The organism is Pseudomonas sp. GV071 (assembly GCF_003050835.1).
Taxonomy (GTDB): Bacteria; Pseudomonadota; Gammaproteobacteria; order Pseudomonadales; family Pseudomonadaceae; genus Aquipseudomonas.
The window spans coordinates 456102-472013 of sequence record NZ_QAOJ01000001.1; the positions used below are offsets into that span (position 1 = coordinate 456102).

The 15912-nt window shown below is 63.2% G+C and carries 13 protein-coding genes; 6 read left to right on the forward strand and 7 right to left on the reverse strand.

The window, feature by feature from the left end; translation table 11 throughout:
• Positions 1–2: 2 nt before the first annotated feature.
• The 3 genes from C8K61_RS01990 to C8K61_RS02000 are packed head-to-tail and all read right to left on the reverse strand — an operon-like array spanning position 3 to position 5301.
• On the reverse strand, positions 3–2633 hold the full coding sequence (locus tag C8K61_RS01990; RefSeq protein WP_108094493.1) for a ligase-associated DNA damage response DEXH box helicase: 2631 nt from the start codon (positions 2631–2633) through the stop codon (positions 3–5).
• Positions 2633–4291, reverse strand: a complete 1659-nt coding sequence (locus tag C8K61_RS01995) for an ATP-dependent DNA ligase (protein WP_108094494.1) — start codon at positions 4289–4291, stop codon at positions 2633–2635. The genes C8K61_RS01990 and C8K61_RS01995 overlap by 1 nt, the downstream gene beginning before the upstream one ends.
• Positions 4288–5301 carry a ligase-associated DNA damage response exonuclease gene (locus C8K61_RS02000; protein WP_108094495.1) on the reverse strand — a complete coding sequence of 338 codons (1014 nt, stop codon included), beginning with the start codon at positions 5299–5301 and terminating at the stop codon, positions 4288–4290. The genes C8K61_RS01995 and C8K61_RS02000 overlap by 4 nt, the downstream gene beginning before the upstream one ends.
• Before the next feature lie 123 nt (positions 5302–5424).
• Between C8K61_RS02000 and C8K61_RS02005 the strand changes: the two genes are divergently transcribed.
• Positions 5425–6285, forward strand: coding sequence for a LysR family transcriptional regulator (locus C8K61_RS02005; protein ID WP_108094496.1), 861 nt, complete (start codon positions 5425–5427; stop codon positions 6283–6285).
• On the opposite strand, the gene C8K61_RS02010 is transcribed toward C8K61_RS02005, so the two are convergent.
• A complete protein-coding gene (locus tag C8K61_RS02010; RefSeq protein ID WP_108094497.1) occupies positions 6282–7394 on the reverse strand; it encodes an HPP family protein in 1113 nt (370 codons plus the stop codon). The two genes, C8K61_RS02005 and C8K61_RS02010, sit on opposite strands and share 4 nt — an antisense overlap.
• A 247-nt stretch (positions 7395–7641) precedes the next feature.
• Between C8K61_RS02010 and C8K61_RS02015 the strand changes: the two genes are divergently transcribed.
• Positions 7642–8439 (forward strand): SDR family oxidoreductase, encoded by a 798-nt coding sequence (locus C8K61_RS02015; protein WP_108094498.1) that lies wholly within the window; start codon positions 7642–7644, stop codon positions 8437–8439.
• Positions 8440–8491: 52 nt separating this feature from the next.
• On the opposite strand, the gene C8K61_RS02020 is transcribed toward C8K61_RS02015, so the two are convergent.
• The 3 genes from C8K61_RS02020 to C8K61_RS02030 all read right to left on the reverse strand — a co-directional run bounded on the left by C8K61_RS02020 (position 8492) and on the right by C8K61_RS02030 (position 10928).
• A complete protein-coding gene (locus C8K61_RS02020) occupies positions 8492–9055 on the reverse strand; it encodes a TetR/AcrR family transcriptional regulator (protein WP_108094499.1) in 564 nt (187 codons plus the stop codon).
• 189 nt (positions 9056–9244) lie between these two features.
• Entirely contained in the window at positions 9245–10375 is a 1131-nt protein-coding gene (locus C8K61_RS02025) for a thiolase family protein (protein WP_108094500.1), read from the reverse strand.
• 22 nt (positions 10376–10397) lie between these two features.
• Positions 10398–10928, reverse strand: coding sequence for a PaaI family thioesterase (locus tag C8K61_RS02030; protein ID WP_371919961.1), 531 nt, complete (start codon positions 10926–10928; stop codon positions 10398–10400).
• Between the two features lie 320 nt (positions 10929–11248).
• Between C8K61_RS02030 and lpdA the strand changes: the two genes are divergently transcribed.
• The 4 genes from lpdA (at position 11249) to C8K61_RS02050 (ending at position 15910) form a co-directional block, all read left to right on the forward strand.
• Positions 11249–12649: a dihydrolipoyl dehydrogenase gene (gene lpdA, locus C8K61_RS02035; RefSeq protein WP_108094502.1), complete on the forward strand. Its 1401-nt coding sequence runs from the start codon at positions 11249–11251 to the stop codon at positions 12647–12649.
• A gap of 76 nt (positions 12650–12725) precedes the next feature.
• Positions 12726–13787, forward strand: a complete 1062-nt coding sequence (locus C8K61_RS02040) for an AI-2E family transporter (protein WP_108094503.1) — start codon at positions 12726–12728, stop codon at positions 13785–13787.
• Between the two features lie 123 nt (positions 13788–13910).
• Entirely contained in the window at positions 13911–14954 is a 1044-nt protein-coding gene (locus C8K61_RS02045) for a glycosyltransferase family 2 protein (protein WP_108094504.1), read from the forward strand.
• On the forward strand, positions 14954–15910 hold the full coding sequence (locus C8K61_RS02050) for a glycosyltransferase (protein ID WP_108094887.1): 957 nt from the start codon (positions 14954–14956) through the stop codon (positions 15908–15910). Before C8K61_RS02045 ends, C8K61_RS02050 begins: the two co-directional genes overlap by 1 nt.
• Positions 15911–15912: the final 2 nt, after the last annotated feature.

Sequence of the window (15912 nt, forward strand, 5' to 3'; positions counted from 1 at the left end):
CCTCAGCCGTCGCCGCCGGGGCGTTGTTTGGCCGGCCGTGGGCGACCGTCTTTGCCTTGCCGTGGCGCGCGACCTTTACGCGGCGCGGGGCGGTCGTTGTCGATGGCGAAGTGACCGGCGCTGTCGTGGCGGTAACCGCCAGGGCCGGCGGCTTGTTCCAGGTCTTGCACCATGCGTTTGATTCGGTCGGCCAGTTTTTCCGAGCTGAGGCTTTCGCGAAAGCGTTCCACCAACAGCGGAAAGGCCAGGGGCGTGGCGCGTTTGATCAGGTGGATGTCCAGCCGACGTTGCTGGATACGTTGCAGGCAATGTTGCAGGCGCTCGACCTCAAGCTCCTGGCGCAGCACTTCCTGTTGGGCCTGGGTGAGCAGCAGGTTGTCGGGGTCGTATTGCTGGAATACGTCGAAGAACAGCGCACTGGACGCCTGCAGTTGCCGCGCACTTTTTGGCGCGCCCGGGTAGCCGGAAAACACCAGGCCGGCGATGCGAGCGATTTCGCGAAAACGCCGGCGCGCCAACTCGCCGGCATTCAGGCTGGCGAGCACGTCGTGCAGCAGGTTTTCGCTGCTGAACAGCTCGGCGTTGACCACCTGGCTGAAGTCGACAGGGCTGGCGCTGAGCAGCTCCAGACCGTAGTCATTCACCGCAATCGAGAAGCTCAGCGGCTGCCCTTGGCCCAGGCGCCAGGCCAGCAGGCTGGCCAGCCCCAGGTGCACCGAACGGCCGGCGAAGGGGTAGAGGAACAGGTGCCAGCCTTCGCGGGATTTCAGCACTTCGGCGAGCAGGGTGGTTTCGCTGGGCAGTGCCGACCAGGCGTTTTGTACTTCGAGCAATGGCTGCAGCAGGTGCATTTCCGGGCTGGCGTAATCGCCTCGCGCGGCGGCGCCGAGTTTGCTGACCACCGCGTCGGCCAGCTCGCTGGACAGTGGCATGCGCCCGCCATTCCAACGGGGCACGGCGGCCTTTTTGCCAGTGGCGCGGCGCACGTAGGCGGTCATGTTTTCCACCCGCACCAACTCCAGTAAACGCCCGGCAAACAGAAAACCGTCGCCGGGGCGCAGGCGCGCGATAAAGCCTTCTTCCACGCTGCCCAGCGAGCCGCCGCTGCCGCCTTTGCTCCAGTACTTCACCGCCAGGCTGGCGTCGCTGACGATGGTGCCGATGCTCATCCGATGGCGCCGCGCCAGGCGCGCATCGGGCACCTGCCAGCGGCCGTCGGCGTCCGGCTCGGCGCGGCGGTAGTCGGGGTAGGCGGTCAGCGAATGGCCGCCGTGGCGGATAAACGCCAGGGCCCACTGCCATTCCTCGTCGCTGAGGTGGCGGTAGGCCCAGGCGCTGCGCACTTCGGCGAGCATGGCGGGCGCTTCGAAGCCGCCGCCCAGGGCCATGCTGACCAAGTGCTGGACCAGCACATCAAGCGGTTTTTCCGGGGAGTAGCGTGCTTCCACCTTGCGTTCGGCCACGGCGGTTTGTGCGGCGGCCGATTCCAGCAACTCCAGGCTATGGGTGGGCACCAGGGTCACGCGCGATGGCCGCCCGGGAGCATGGCCGGAACGCCCGGCGCGTTGCATCAGGCGCGCCACGCCTTTGGGCGAACCGATCTGCAGCACCCGCTCGACCGGCAGAAAGTCCACGCCCAGGTCCAGGCTGGAGGTGCACACCACGGCCTTCAGGCTGCCTTGTTTCAATGCCAGCTCCACCCAGTCGCGCACCTCCCGCGACAGTGAACCGTGGTGCAGCGCCAGCAGCCCGGCCCAGTCGGGACGTGCTTCAAGCAGGGCCTGGTACCAGATTTCCGCCTGCGAACGGGTGTTGGTGAACACCAGGGTGGTGGCGCTGTGCGCCAGTTCTTCGACCACCTGCGCGAGAATGCGCAGGCCCAGGTGGCCGGCCCAGGGGAAACGTTCGATGCCCGGCGGCAGCAGGGTGTCGACGCGCAGGTCTTTAGCCACCTTGCCTTGCACCAGACGGCCGCTGGGCATCAGCACTTGCATGGCATGGGGTTGGTTGCCAAGGGTGGCGGACAGCGCCCAGACCATCAGTGCCGGGTTCCACTGGCGCAGACGGGCCAGGGCCAATTGCAGTTGTACGCCGCGTTTATTGCCGAGCAGTTCGTGCCACTCATCCACGACCACCATGCGCAGGTTGGCAAAGGCGTTGCGGGCGTCAGCGCGGGTCAGCAGCAGGGTCAGGCTTTCCGGGGTGGTGATCAGGGCGCTGGGCAGCTTGCGGCCTTGTCGGGCACGTTCAGCGCTGCTGGTGTCGCCGGTGCGCAGGCCGACACTCCAGGCAATCTGCAAATCATCCAGTGGCGTTTGCAAGGCGCGCGCGGTGTCGGCGGCCAGGGCGCGCATAGGCGTCAGCCACAGCACGGTCAGCGGCGCCATCGGTGGTTGCCGACGCCGCGGCTGTTCGCTGGTCGGCGCTGGCTGACGGCGGGCAAACCGGTTGAGCGCTGCAAACCACACCGCATAGGTTTTACCGGCCCCGGTGGTGGCATGCAGCAAGCCGGATTCGCCGGCCTTTACCGCCTGCCAAACCTGCTGCTGAAAGGCGAAGGGTTTCCAGCCTTGCTGTGCGAACCAGGTGCGCGACAGGCTGACGGAGCGGGCCGGGGCCAATGGTTGGTCCATCACAGCAAGCTCTGCAGGGTGGCCAGGGTGTCGGCCTCTTCCACTCCCTTGTCGGTGCGCCAACGGAGCATCCGTGGAAAGCGCACGGCGATGCCGCTTTTGTGCCGTTTGGACTGGGCGATGCCTTCAAAGCCCAGCTCGAACACCAGGCTGGGGGTGACGCTGCGCACCGGGCCGAATTTCTCCACGGTGGTCTTGCGAATGATTGCATCGACCTTGCGCATTTCTTCGTCGGTCAGCCCGGAATACGCCTTGGCGAACGGCACCAGCACCCGCTCGCCCGGCGCGGCGTCGTCCCATACGGCGAAGGTGTAGTCGCTGTACAGGCTGGCACGGCGGCCATGGCCGCGTTGGGCGTAGATCAGCACGGCGTCGATGCTGAAGGGGTCGACTTTCCACTTCAACCAAACGCCCATGTCTTTGGTGCGGCCAACGCCGTACAGCGCGTCGCGGCGCTTGAGCATCATGCCTTCGACCCCGAGCTCGCGGGAGGCTTCGCGCTGGCGGGCGAGGTCGTGCCAGTCGTCACCGCTGAGCTGCGGCGACAGGTGCAAACGCTCATGGCCAAGTTCGGCTACCAGCAATTCCAAACGCGCCCGACGTTGCTGTTGCGGGCGGTTGCGCCAGTCTTCGCCGCGCCACTCCAACAGGTCGTATGCCAGCAGCGCCGCCGGCACGTCCTCAAGCAGCTTTTTGCTCAAGGTTTTGCGTCCGATGCGTTGTTGCAGCAAGGCGAAAGGCTGGATGCCGAACACGCTGGTGCTATCGGGCGCAGGCTGCTTCCACACCACCAGCTCACCGTCCAGAACGCAGCCATCGGGCAGCGCCTCGCCCAGTTCGTGCAGCTCGGGGAAACGGTCGGTAATCAGCTCTTCGCCGCGCGACCATAGCCACAGTTGCCCGTCGCGTTTCACCAGTTGCGCGCGGATGCCGTCCCACTTCCATTCCACCAGCCAATCCTCGGCAGGGCCGAGCGCGGCGTCGAATTGCTCGACCGGCAGCTGCAGCGGATGGGCGAGAAAAAACGGGTAGGGCTGGCCACCGCGCTGCGCATGTTCGTCGGCCGATTCTGCGGCGATCAGGGCGAGATAGCCTTGCGCGCTGGGCCGGTGCGAGAGGTCGGTATAGCCCACCAGGCGCTGCGCCACACGTTTGGCGTCGAGCCCGGCGAGGCTGGCGAGGGCACGGGTGACGAGCAATTTCGACACGCCGACGCGAAAGGCACCGGTGAGTAATTTCAGGCTGACCAGCAGGCTTTGCCGGTCCAACTGCGCCCAGAGCGGCGGCAGGCGTTCAGCCAATTCGGCGGGCGGCAGGCCGCGCAGCGGCAGCAGGTTTTCTTCCAGCCACCAGGCCAGGCCGGCGTCGGAGGCGTGCGCGCTTTCGGGCAGCAGCAGGCTGATGGTTTCCGCCAGGTCGCCCACTGCCTGGTAGCTTTCCTCGAACAGCCAGTCGGCGATTCCGGCCAATTGCGTGGCCAGCTCGCGCAGCACTTTGGTCGGCACCACCTGACGCGGTCGGCCACCGGCGAGAAAGTACACCGCCCAGGCAGCATCGGCAGCGGGGGCCTGGGCGAAGTAGTCCTGCAGCGCCTGCAACTTGGCATTGCTTGAGGTGGTGGCGTCGAGGCGCGCGTAGAGGTCGGCGAAGGCTTTCATGGCGTCGGCTCCGCAGGCAGCTCGTCTTCATCGCCGTATTCGGTGGCAAAGCCGCGGGCATCCAGACCCCGCTCGCGCAGGTGGCGGACCAGCACGTTGACCTGGCCATGGGTGACCATCACCCGTTCTGCGCCGGTCTGCTCGATGGCCCACAGCAGGCCGGGCCAGTCGGCGTGATCGGAGAGCACAAAACCGCGGTCCACACCGCGGCGCCGACGGGTGCCACGCAGCAGCATCCAGCCGCTGGCAAAGGCGTCGCTGAACTCGCCGAAACGGCGCATCCAGGTGCTGCCACCAGCCGAGGGCGGGGCGAGGATCAGTGCCTGGCGCAGCAACGGGTCGGCCTTGTTGAAGTCGCCGGCATACAAGGTCGGTGGAATGCGCACACCGGCCTCGCGATAGACCTGGTTCAACGGTTCGACGGCGCCATGCACGAGAATCGGCCCGATGCTGGCGTCGATGCCATGCAGAATGCGTTGGGCTTTACCGAAGGCGTAGGCAAACAGCACGCTGGCCAGGCCGGCAGCCGCGTTGGCCCGCCACCAGGCATCGATGCCAGCAAACACCTGCGCCTGCGGTTGCCAGCGGTAGATCGGCAGGCCGAAGGTCGATTCAGTGATGAAGCAGTGGCAGCGCACCGGCTCGAAAGGCGAGCAGGTTCCATCGGGTTCGACCTTATAGTCGCCGGACGCCACCCACACTTCGCCGCGGTGTTCCAGGCGTACCTGGGCCGAGCCGAGCACATGGCCGGCCGGGTGAAAACTCAAGGTCACGCCGTGGTGGTCGAGGCGTTCGCCATAGGCCAGGGTTTGCAGGTTGATGTCCTGGCCCAGGCGGGAACGCAGAATGCCTTCGCCAGGAGCGGCCGCGAGATAACGCTGGTTGCCAGTGCGCGCATGGTCGCCATGGGCATGGGTGATCACCGCGCGTTCCACCGGGCGCCAAGGGTCGATGTAAAAATCGCCGGGCGGGCAATACAGGCCTTCGGGCCGGGCGATGACCAGATCCATGGGAGGTCCTTGGCGGGGGCAGTACAAGGTAAGAACGCCCTGGCGCCGGTTAGGTTCGGGTGTTTTGTACCCGCAGCCGCACATGCCTTTACAATGCCGCTCCACCCTCGCCATCGAGCTGCCATGGACATCGAACTCGCCCGCACCTTTTTGCAGATCGTCCGCAGCGGCAGCCTGGTGGCGGCTGCCGAGCAGTTGCACGTGACGCAAACGGCGATCACCGCGCGGGTGCAAAACCTCGAAAGCCAACTGAGCTGCAAGCTGTTCGTGCGCAACCGCGCAGGCGCCAAACTGACGGCTGATGGCGAAGCCTTTGTGCTGTTCGCCAACCAGTTGGTGCAGACCTGGGAAGCCGCGCAGCGCGACCTGCCGCTGATGCCGGGTTACCGCACGGTGTTGCGTGTGGGCGGCGAGGTGAGCCTGTGCAACCCGCTAATGCTCAGTTGGGTGCAGCAACTACGCGGGCAGATGCCGAGTTTTGCCGTGCGGGCCGAGATCGGCGATGGCCAGGCGTTACTCAAGCAGTTGGAGCTTGGCGTGCTGGATGCGGCGCTGGTGTATCAGCCGTCGTACTGGCCTGGCCTGCAGGTGGAGCAGGTGCTGGAGGAGAAGCTGATTCTGGTGCGCCAGCCGCAGCAGCCTGAACCCTATGTGTATATCGATTGGGGCGAGGGCTTTCGTCGTCAGCATGACGCCGCGTTGCCAGAGAAAGCCAAGGCCGCGCTGAGCTTCAACCATGGGCCGCTGGCCTTGCAGTACATTTTGGCCTCCGGCGGCAGCGGCTATTTCCGTACGCGGGTGGTGCAGAGCTACCTCGACAGCGGCGCGTTGCAACGGGTGGAAAAGGCCCCGGAGTTTAATTACCCGACCTATCTGGTGTATGCCCGCGAGCGCGACAGCGAGGCGTTGCAGCAAGCCTTTGCGCTGCTGCGTGAGGTGGTACGCAGCGGAGTGGATTGGTCGCAGCGGTGGGACCCGGCTTAGCCGAGATGAGTCAGTAGGTCGCGGTGCAAGGCTGCGATCAGGTCGGTCTGGGTGACGATGCCCAGTAGCTCGCCCTTATCCAGTACCGGCAGACAATGCAGGCCCTGCTCGGATAACAGCGGGATCATTTCCACCACATGGGTGCTGCGTTGCACAGCGGTTACCGGCTGGCTCATGACGTCTTCCAACGGCACATCGCGGCGGCGGCCGAGCAGGGTGCGTGGACGTTTGTGGCGGCGATGACCGAGCAGGTCGATGAGGCTGACGATGCCCACTAGCTGGCGCCGTTCGTCGAGCACCGGCAGGGTTTTCAGGTGGTGGTGTTTGAGCAGGTCCAGCGCCTGTTTGACCGTGGTCTGCGGCGTCGCGGTTTGCACGTCGCGGGACATGATCTGCTCGGCGCGGATGTCACCCATGCTGCGGCGCAGGGCATTTTTCTCGGTGGCGCGGATGATCTGCTTGAGGTCTTCGCGCTGGATATCGACGAAGCCACCCAACTCGTTCAGCGCTTCGTCCAGATCGGCGGTGGTGATGCCCACGCGTTCTTGTGGCGAACGGTCTTCAGTGGCGTGCAGGCTGGCGGCAGGCACCGGCAGCTTCGGATAGCGCACGCCGGTGAGGTTGTTGTAGAGCAGCGCGCAGGCGAGCAGGCCCAATGCGTTGAACAGCGTCGGGTACAGCAGCTGCCAGCTCAGGTCAGTAAGACTGGGGCCACCGAGCACCAGGCAGATAGTCAACGCCGCCCCCGGCGGATGCAGGCAGCGCAGCAGGCACATCAACACCAGCGTGCCGGCCACCGCCAACGCGGCAGCGGCGATGCCGGGCGGGCAAACGAGCAGGGTAGTCACCGCCACCACCGTGGCCACGGCGTAGCTGCCGACTATCGACCACGGTTGCGCCAATGCGCCAGATGAAACCGCAAACAGCAGCACCGCCGAAGCGCCCAGTGGACCGAGCAAATGGGCAGCCAGGTCTGCACCAAACAGCTGGCCGCAGGCCCAGGTGCAGGCAAATACCGCCAGTGCAGCGCCATAGGCGGCGCGTAGCCATTCGGTGGGGCGGGTGTTGGTGGCAGCGGGGAGGAAGGCGGATAACCAGGTGCTGAACATCAGGTGGCACAAGCTCGACAGTTTGGCGGCGGGCAGTGTGGCGCTGATGCCTCCTGGCGACTAACGAATAATGATGCTGGTTAAATGCAAAATTAATGAGTTTAAAATGCCTCATAGTTAAATGTTGATCGTCATATAGACTTTTAAAATTATGCCCGTAATCTAAAGCGCTCTAGCCTTGGCACCACATGACGCCAACCGGCAGAAATGCTGCCATCTGATCTGCAAACGCTATGGAGAACGTGTGATGACTGAGCAAAACCAAAAAGGTACGGCGCTGGTAACCGGGGCTTCGTCGGGGATTGGTGCGGTGTATGCCGAGCGCTTGGCGCGCCGCGGTTATGACTTGCTGCTGGTAGCGCGTGATCAGCAGCGGTTGGAAAAATTGGCGGCCAGCCTGAGTGCCGATTACGGCGTGCAGGTGGAGGTGTTGAAGGCTGACCTGACCCAGAAACCCGATATCAAGGCTGTGGTCCAGCGCCTGCGTGGCGACAGCACAATCAGTGTGCTGGTGAACAACGCGGGCGTGGCCATGAATGGGCCGCTGATTGAGGCTGACAGCGACGCGGTCGATCGCATGCTTGAGCTGAATATCACCGCGCTTACCCATCTGGCGGCAGCTGCCGGGGCCAACTTCGTCGCCGCTGGCGGTGGGGCAATCATCAATATCGCCTCGGTGGTTGCACTGGCGCCTGAGATGTTCAATGCCACCTACAGCGCCACCAAGGCCTATGTGCTTAGCCTGACTCAGTCGCTAAGCAGTGAGTTGGGCAAGTCAGGCGTGCAGGTTCAGGCGGTGTTGCCGGGCGTGACCCGCACGGAAATCTGGGAGCGTGCCGGCATCGATGCCAATGGCATTCCGGCGGCTATGGTGATGGACGCTGGCGAAATGGTGGACGCGGCGTTGGCCGGGTTCGATCAGGGTGAGTTGGTGACCATTCCATCGTTGCCCGATGCGGCCGATTGGAGCGCCTTCGTTGCGGCGCGGCAGAAACTGGGGCCGAATCTGTCCCACAGCCAGGCAGCGGCACGTTACAAGGCCTGAGGCTGCTGCAACAAAAAGCCCGCCAATTGGCGGGCTTTTTGTTGGGTGCGGATTAGTTGCCTTCGACGTGCTTGAGCAACTGCTGCCGAGCGCCTTTGAGAATACGGTCGGACAGTTCGGGGTCAGTGACGCTGCGCGACAGCATCAACGCCCCGACCATGGTCGAGAGCATGGCGATGCTTTGCTGCTCGGCGTCCGGCCCCTCAAGGTGTTCAGCCATTTTGCTCACCCGGCTTTCCACCATACGGTCGGTGGTGGGGCTGGGTTGGCCGCGCTGGCCGAGTTCCGAGCACAGGGTCGGCATCGGGCAGCCCATGCCAGGGTTGGCGCGGTGACTGGCACTCAGGTAGTGGCGGATAAAGGTTTGCAGCGGGTTGTCGCCCGCGAACGTCTCGTCCACGGACACCGCGAGCTTCTCCACCGCCGCGTTCAAGGCCTGCTCGACCAGATCATCCTTGGATTTGAAATGCGCGTAGAAGCCACCGTGGGTGAGCCCCAGGGCTTTCATCAACGGCTGCAAGCCGGTGACGCCAACGCCGTCGCGGCGAAAGCGCTCCGAGGCTTCGTCGATGATGCGTTGATGGGTTTGTGCCTTGTGATCTTCTGAATAACGCACGGCAACAACCTCCGATGACGTGAAATGCTGGCCGTCATTCTAAACCTAGACGGCGCGTATGCGTAGTTTGGGTCGGTCCGCGTTCGGTGAGCGTAGCGAAGCCCAACAAGCCAGCCAAAGGCTGGCGCGTGTCGATCTTGAAAGTTGGGCTTCGCGGGGCTCAACCCAACCTACGCCGCTTTTCGAGCGTTACACCGCTTCCAAAAGGGTAGCCACACCCTGACCGCCCGCAATGCACTGGGTGGCAATGGCAAAACGACCGCCTGTTCGCTTGAGCAAGGACGCCGCCTTACCGGTGATCCGCGCGCCGGTGGCGCCCAGCGGGTGCCCCATGGCCAATGCACCGCCGTCGATGTTGACCTTGGCCATGTCCAGGCCCAGCTCGCGCACGCAGGCAATCGACTGGCTGGAGAAGGCTTCGTTGATTTCCACCAGGTCGATGTCGTTGATGCTCAGGCCTTCGCGCGCCAACAGTTTGTTGGTGGCGTGCAGCGGGCCCATGCCCATGATTTCCGGCGGGCAACCGGCTACTGCCACGGCCCGTACGCGTGCCAGTACGTCGAGGTTCCAACGTTTGGCGAAGGCTTCGGTGCAGACAAAAACGGCCGCCGCGCCGTCGGTCAACGGCGAGGCGGTGCCGGCGGTAACGCTGCCGCCAAAGGCGGGTTTCAGGGTGGAAAGCGCTTCGGCATTGGTCCCGGGGCGGATGCAGCCGTCTTCGCTGACCAGGCCTTCTGGCGTCACGATCGGCACGATCTCATCCTTGAAGTAACCCAGATCGCGGGCTTTGGCGGCTTTGGCGTGGGAGTCGACCGCCATCAATTCCTGTTCCTGACGACTGATGCCGTACAGGTTGGCGACGTTCTCGGCGGTCTGGCCCATGGACATATAGGCCTGCGGGAAGCTTTCCAGCAGTTTCGGGTTGGGCGAAATGTTGAAGCCGCCCATGGGCACGCGGGTCATCGACTCGACCCCGGCACAGATAAACGCCTCGCCGGCGCCGAGCAGAATCTGCCCGGCGGCAAAGTGCACGCCGGTCATGGATGAGCCGCAAAAGCGATTGACCGTGGCGCCGCCCAGGGTATCGGGCAGGCCGGCGAGAAAACTGGTGATGCGCGCGATGTTCATGCCTTGCTCGGCTTCGGGGTAGGCGCAGCCCATGATCAGGTCTTCGATTTGCCGTGGATCGATGTCCAGGCGGCCGACCAACTCCTTCACCACTTGGGCGGCGAGGTCGTCGGGGCGCACATTGATCAGGCCGCCTTTGCGGGCGAAGTGGAACGCTGAGCGGGCGTAACCGGCGATAACGATGTTTTGCATGGTAGGTCTCCTGGGCGCGGGCTTAGCCGTGCATGTTCATGATCAGGCAGGTAGTGGAGCCGGTGGCGTAGAGCTTGTCGTCGACGTCGTACAAACGTCCTTCAGCCAGCGCGGTGGAGCGGCCGACGTGGATGATCCGACCCTCGGCACGCAGCGGGCCGGCTGCGGTGGTGACGGCGCGCACATAGCTGATGCGCAAGTCTGTGGTGGTGTAGCCCTGGCCTTTAGTCAGCATGGTGTGAATTGCGCAACCCATGGCCGAGTCGAGCATGGTGGCGATGTAGCCGCCGTGCACACTGCCCAGCGGGTTGTAGTGCATATGGTGCGGCGATCCCTGGAAAATGAAGTGTCCGCTGGACCACTCGATCGGCACCATGGCCATCGGCCCGTTGATGGGCGGCGAGGGCAGTTGGCCGCTGCCGATACCATCGAAGAACTCCTGCGGGCTCATGCCGGCCACTTCCTTCAGGGTGAGGGTGCCGGGCTCGGCCAGCCGCGCCTGCATATCTTGGGCAGCCGCCAGCCAGGCCTGGATTTTCTCTTCACGGGACATGCTCATAACGACCTCTCAACCACAGTTCGAATAAAGGATTCAGCCGCACTGGCATCACGCTTACAGACTAAATTACACTCGACATACAAACAATATTAAGGGTGTAATATAAGCGCCAAGCTAAGGGGCATAAGCGCCATGGATGGAAAAGAATCGAGGCTAAAGCCTCTCCCGCATTGGATCGTCTAACCCGGTGGGAGAGGCTTTAGCCTCGATGCTTTTTATCTGTCGCCACAGGCCCCTCAATTTCGGTCTTTACTGCAATGACTTTTTGCCGGCGCATGTTGCCGAGCCTGTTTTCAGACCAAGGAGAGAACCCCATGAGCAATTACGATGTAGTGGTGATCGGTGGCGGGCCCGGCGGCTATAACGCGGCCATTCGTGCCGGCCAGTTGGGCCTCAAGGTAGCCTGCGTGGAGGGCCGTGAGACGTTGGGCGGCACCTGCCTGAATGTTGGCTGCATGCCCTCGAAGGCGCTGCTGCATGCGTCGGAACTCTACGAAGCGGCCGTAGGGCCGGAGTTCGCCAAGCTGGGTATCGAGGTCAAACCCAGCCTCAATCTGGCGCAGATGATGAAGCAGAAGGACGAAAGCGTGACCACCCTGACCAAGGGCATCGAGTTTCTGTTTCGCAAGAACAAAGCCGAATGGATCAAGGGCTGGGGGCGCATCGACGGGCCGGGCAAAGTAGTGGTGAAGGCCGCCGATGGCAGCGAGCAGGTGCTGACCGCCAAGGACATTGTCATCGCCACCGGCTCGGAGCCAACGCCCTTGCCAGGGGTGACTATCGATAACAAACGTATCCTCGACTCCACGGGCGCGCTGTCACTGCCTGAAGTACCCAAGCACCTAGTGGTGGTCGGTGCGGGCGTCATCGGCCTCGAGTTGGGCTCGGTATGGCGGCGACTGGGCAGCGAAGTGACGGTGGTGGAATACCTCGACCGCATCTGCCCCGGTCTGGACCTGGAAACCGGCAAAACCTTCCAGCGCTCGCTGGCCAAACAGGGCTTCAACTTCAAGCTCGGCAGCAAGGTCAGCAGCGCCAAGGCCACCGCCAAAGGCGTGACACTGGAGATCGAACCGGCCGCTGGCGGTGAAAAAGAAACCCTCAAGGCCGACTATGTGCTGGTGGCCATCGGCCGTCGGCCGTTCACTCAAGGGCTGGGCCTGGAAACCGTCGGCATCACGCCGGACAAACGCGGCATGCTGGAAAACCAGAAACACCGTTCCGGGGTGCCGGGCATCTGGATTATCGGCGATGTCACCTCTGGGCCGATGCTGGCGCACAAGGCCGAAGACGAGGCGATTGCCTGCATCGAGCAGATCGTCGGCAAGGCCGGTGAAGTGAACTACGCGTTGATCCCCAGCGTGATCTACACCAAGCCGGAAGTGGCCACGGTGGGTAAGACCGAGGAGCAATTGAAGGCGGAAGGGCGTGCCTACAAAGTCGGAAAATTCCCCTTTGCCGGTAACAGCCGGGCGAAGATCAACCACGAGAGCGAAGGCTTCGTGAAGGTCCTGGCTGATGAGCGCACGGACGAAGTTCTAGGCGTGCACCTGATCGGTCCGAGTGTCAGCGAACTGATTGGCGAATACTGCGTGGCCATGGAGTTTGCTGCTTCGGCCGAAGACATCGCGCTCACCTGCCACCCGCACCCGACCCGTTCAGAAGCCTTGCGCCAGGCCGCCATGAACGTTGATGGCTGGGCCATGCAGGCCTGACCCGTTCGATAAAACCTGCACTTGCCGCTGCGCTCGCGGACTAAAGGCTCATCAGCCTTTTTACCCGCGAGCGCCCATGGTTAACCCCGATTTCGAGAACAAGCTGTTTCTGGCCTTGCTGGTGCTGGTCACCCTGGCATTCGGCTGGATTCTATTGCCGTATTACGGCGCGGTGTTCTGGGCGATTGTCCTGGCGGTCCTGTTCAGCCCGCTGCAGCGCTGGCTGGCGCGGCGACATAACAGTTCGCGCAACCTGACGGCGTTGACCACGCTGCTGATCTGCCTGTGCATTGCCATCTTGCCGGTGGTGTTCACCACGGCGTTGCTGATCCAGGAAGCTGGTGAACTGTACAAGCGCATCGAAAGCGGCGAGGTCGATATCGGCGCTTATATGTATGAGATGAAACGCCATTTGCCGACCTTTGTGCAGACGCAGATGGACCGCTTCGGCATGGGCAGCTTCACCGGTATCAAAGACAAGGCCATTACCGGCGCCATGCAGGGCAGTCAGGCAGTGGCCAGCCAGGCGTTCACTCTGGGGCAGAACACTTTCGAGTTTCTGATCAGCTTCGGCATCATGCTGTATCTGCTGTTCTTCTTTCTGCGCGACGGCCAGGAATTGGTGCGCCGCATCCGTATGGCGATCCCGCTGAATGAAGGCCAGAAGCGTCGGTTGCAGCTGCGTTTTACCCGTGTGGTGCGCGCCACAGTCAAAGGCAACGTGCTGGTGGCCGTCACCCAGGGTGCGTTGGGTGGCTTGGCGTTCTGGTTTCTCGGCATCACCAGTCCGTTGTTATGGGCGGTGCTGATGGCGTTCCTGTCGTTATTGCCGGCGGTGGGCGGCGGTATCGTCTGGGTGCCGGTGGCGGTGTACTTTCTCGCCACCGGGGCGATTTGGCAGGGCGTGGCGCTAACCCTCTTCGGGGTGTTGGTGATCGGCATGGTCGACAACGTATTGCGGCCGATTCTGGTGGGGCGCGACACGCAGATGCCGGACTACATGATCCTGCTCTCGACCCTCGGTGGCCTGACCATCTTTGGCCTCAATGGCTTTGTCATCGGCCCGCTGATTGCCGCGTTGTTTCTGTCCTGCTGGAGCATCTTCACCAGCAGCCGTCAGACGGTGCGACTGCCCTGAATAGTCCTGCCGAACGGGTCTGCATATTAAGGAATTTCCCTACATAACCAGCCCCTTGCTCCTGCATTAACGGTGCACTTCTCCGCGCAATCTGGCGACCTTCTTCGGTTGTAGGGGGGCGCCATGCCATTGATCATTTCCAAACTGCTGCCGGGAGCCACGGCTGTGGCCGGCACTGTTCTGCGCACGTCTTTTCAGCGTGTCGCGCTCGACTCATTGCCATTCGGCCTGGGCACTCAGCGTCCGGCCAGCACCTTCGACCCGCTACCTTCTCTGCTGATTAGCGTGGTCATTCCCACCTACAACTATGGCCACCTGTTGCCCCGCGCCCTGGATTCCGTATTGGTGCAGTGGGCCGATGACATCGAGCTGCTGGTCGTTAACGATGGCTCCGAGGACAACACGGCCGAAGTCCTTCACGGCTATGTCGAATGTTATGGGGCGCGGGTACAGGTGATCCAGCAAGCCAATCAAGGCGCTGCCAGTGCCCGTAACTGTGGCATTGCCGCCGCTCAAGGTCGCTACGTTCTGCTGCTGGACGCCGATGACGAGTTGCTGCCAAAAGCTTTCGCCACCTTGCGTCAGGTGTTGGCGGCCAACCCACGGGTGGCGATGGTGCTCGGCGCGCAGCTGTCGATAAGTGCCAATGGCAATCAACGCCTGCGCTTACCCACGCCGGTGCAGGGCTCGGCGTTGCAGCGCTGTCAGCGTTATTTGCTGGATAAAACCATCGCCATTTCCCATAGCCGCTCGCTGTTTCGCCGCGACTTGCTGTTGCAGCGGCCGTATCCGCAAACGCTATGCAGCGGCGAGGACATACCGGTGTTTGCCTACGTGCTGGTGAGCGGCGCCGTCGCCACTACGTCTGAGCCGCTGGCACGGGTGCATAAACACGCCGACAGCTTGCGGCATAACCGTGACGACGAAGAGGCGGTTGCCGAGCGCATGCTGCGCGAAGTGTTTGCTCACTTACCCGACAGTTGCCAATGCTTGCGCCAGCGTTACGCCGCCCAGCGCTATCTTTCCTTGTTTCGCGCGGCCATCCTGAGCGGTGACCGTGCCGCTGCATTTGGCTTCTTTCGCCAGGCCTTTAAGTTGAGCCCGCTACACACGCTGCGCCCCAGGTACGTGAGCAAGCTGCTGCGCTTGGGACTTGGGTGGCGCTGATGCGGGTGCTGGTGCTGACCGCTGCTGAGCGTCTGCCGGACCTGAGTGCGATGTATCGCTACCTCGGCCGCCATCTGCAGCTTGAGCTGCTGGTGCTGAACAAAGTTCAGCAGCGCGGTTTACGACGTACCTTGGCAGGCGTGCAGTGGCAGCAGTTCGAGCGGGTGTTGCTCGACCTGCCGTTTCGCAACATTCACCAGCAAAGTGGCTTTCTCGCTACCCTCGAAGGTTTGGTGATTTACGAGGAGGACGCTTACCAGAACTACCTGCCGGGAGCTCGGCGCTGCGGACAGTTTCTGCGCTTCTACCGCCGCCTGCCGCACGCGCGCGTAGTGGTCACCGGGGCCTTACTGGCTGAGCGTTTGCGCGCCGATGGGGTGGCGGTGAGTTTCCTGGCCAAGGGTTTTGATCCGTCGCGCTTGTTCGTCGAACCGGGGCCGCGGGATATCGAGTTGGCGTTTATCGGTCGTACCGCCAGCAGCACCTATGCACCGCGCAAGGCGCTGCTGCAGGAACTCGCCGGCTGCGAGCCGCTGCAAGTGTTACGCACCGAGCCAGGGGAGGCGTACCGGCGCATGCTCAATCGCGTTCAGATATTTGTGAGTGCCGACCTTGGGTTGCATGAATACATGGCCAAGAGCTTCGAGGCGATGGCCTGCGGCTGCGTGGTGCTGGCGTGGCGGCAAGCGGCGGAGGAGGCTGCCATCGGCTTGGAGGAGGGCAAGCACCTGCTGCTGTACAGTTCTCTCGACGAGTTGCGTCGGCACCTGGCGCGTATGCGCCGCGAGCCTGCGTTGGCTCAGGCGCTCGGGCAAAACGGTCGGGTTTTCGTCGAGCAACACCTGAGTTACGAACACCTCGCCGCCGGGCTAAGCCAGGTGTTGCAAGAGCCAACCTTGCCCTATGTGGCTCCGGCGCGCTGGCGCTGGTGGTGGTCGCGCAGGAGCTGGGCCTGAGT

Bases quoted from the DNA above. Each gene is read 5' to 3' on its own strand.
- C8K61_RS02015 (WP_108094498.1), top strand. From the start codon at position 7,642: ATGACTGAGCAAAACCAAAAAGGTACGGCGCTGGTAACCGGGGCTTCG.
- C8K61_RS01990 (WP_108094493.1), bottom strand. From the start codon at position 2,633: ATGGACCAACCATTGGCCCCGGCCCGCTCCGTCAGCCTGTCGCGCACC.
- C8K61_RS01995 (WP_108094494.1), bottom strand. From the start codon at position 4,291: ATGAAAGCCTTCGCCGACCTCTACGCGCGCCTCGACGCCACCACCTCA.
- lpdA (WP_108094502.1), top strand. From the start codon at position 11,249: ATGAGCAATTACGATGTAGTGGTGATCGGTGGCGGGCCCGGCGGCTAT.
- C8K61_RS02005 (WP_108094496.1), top strand. From the start codon at position 5,425: ATGGACATCGAACTCGCCCGCACCTTTTTGCAGATCGTCCGCAGCGGC.
- C8K61_RS02040 (WP_108094503.1), top strand. From the start codon at position 12,726: ATGGTTAACCCCGATTTCGAGAACAAGCTGTTTCTGGCCTTGCTGGTG.
- C8K61_RS02045 (WP_108094504.1), top strand. From the start codon at position 13,911: ATGCCATTGATCATTTCCAAACTGCTGCCGGGAGCCACGGCTGTGGCC.
- C8K61_RS02025 (WP_108094500.1), bottom strand. From the start codon at position 10,375: ATGCAAAACATCGTTATCGCCGGTTACGCCCGCTCAGCGTTCCACTTC.
- C8K61_RS02000 (WP_108094495.1), bottom strand. From the start codon at position 5,301: ATGGATCTGGTCATCGCCCGGCCCGAAGGCCTGTATTGCCCGCCCGGC.
- C8K61_RS02050 (WP_108094887.1), top strand. From the start codon at position 14,954: ATGCGGGTGCTGGTGCTGACCGCTGCTGAGCGTCTGCCGGACCTGAGT.
- C8K61_RS02030 (WP_371919961.1), bottom strand. From the start codon at position 10,928: ATGTCCCGTGAAGAGAAAATCCAGGCCTGGCTGGCGGCTGCCCAAGAT.
- C8K61_RS02010 (WP_108094497.1), bottom strand. From the start codon at position 7,394: ATGTTCAGCACCTGGTTATCCGCCTTCCTCCCCGCTGCCACCAACACC.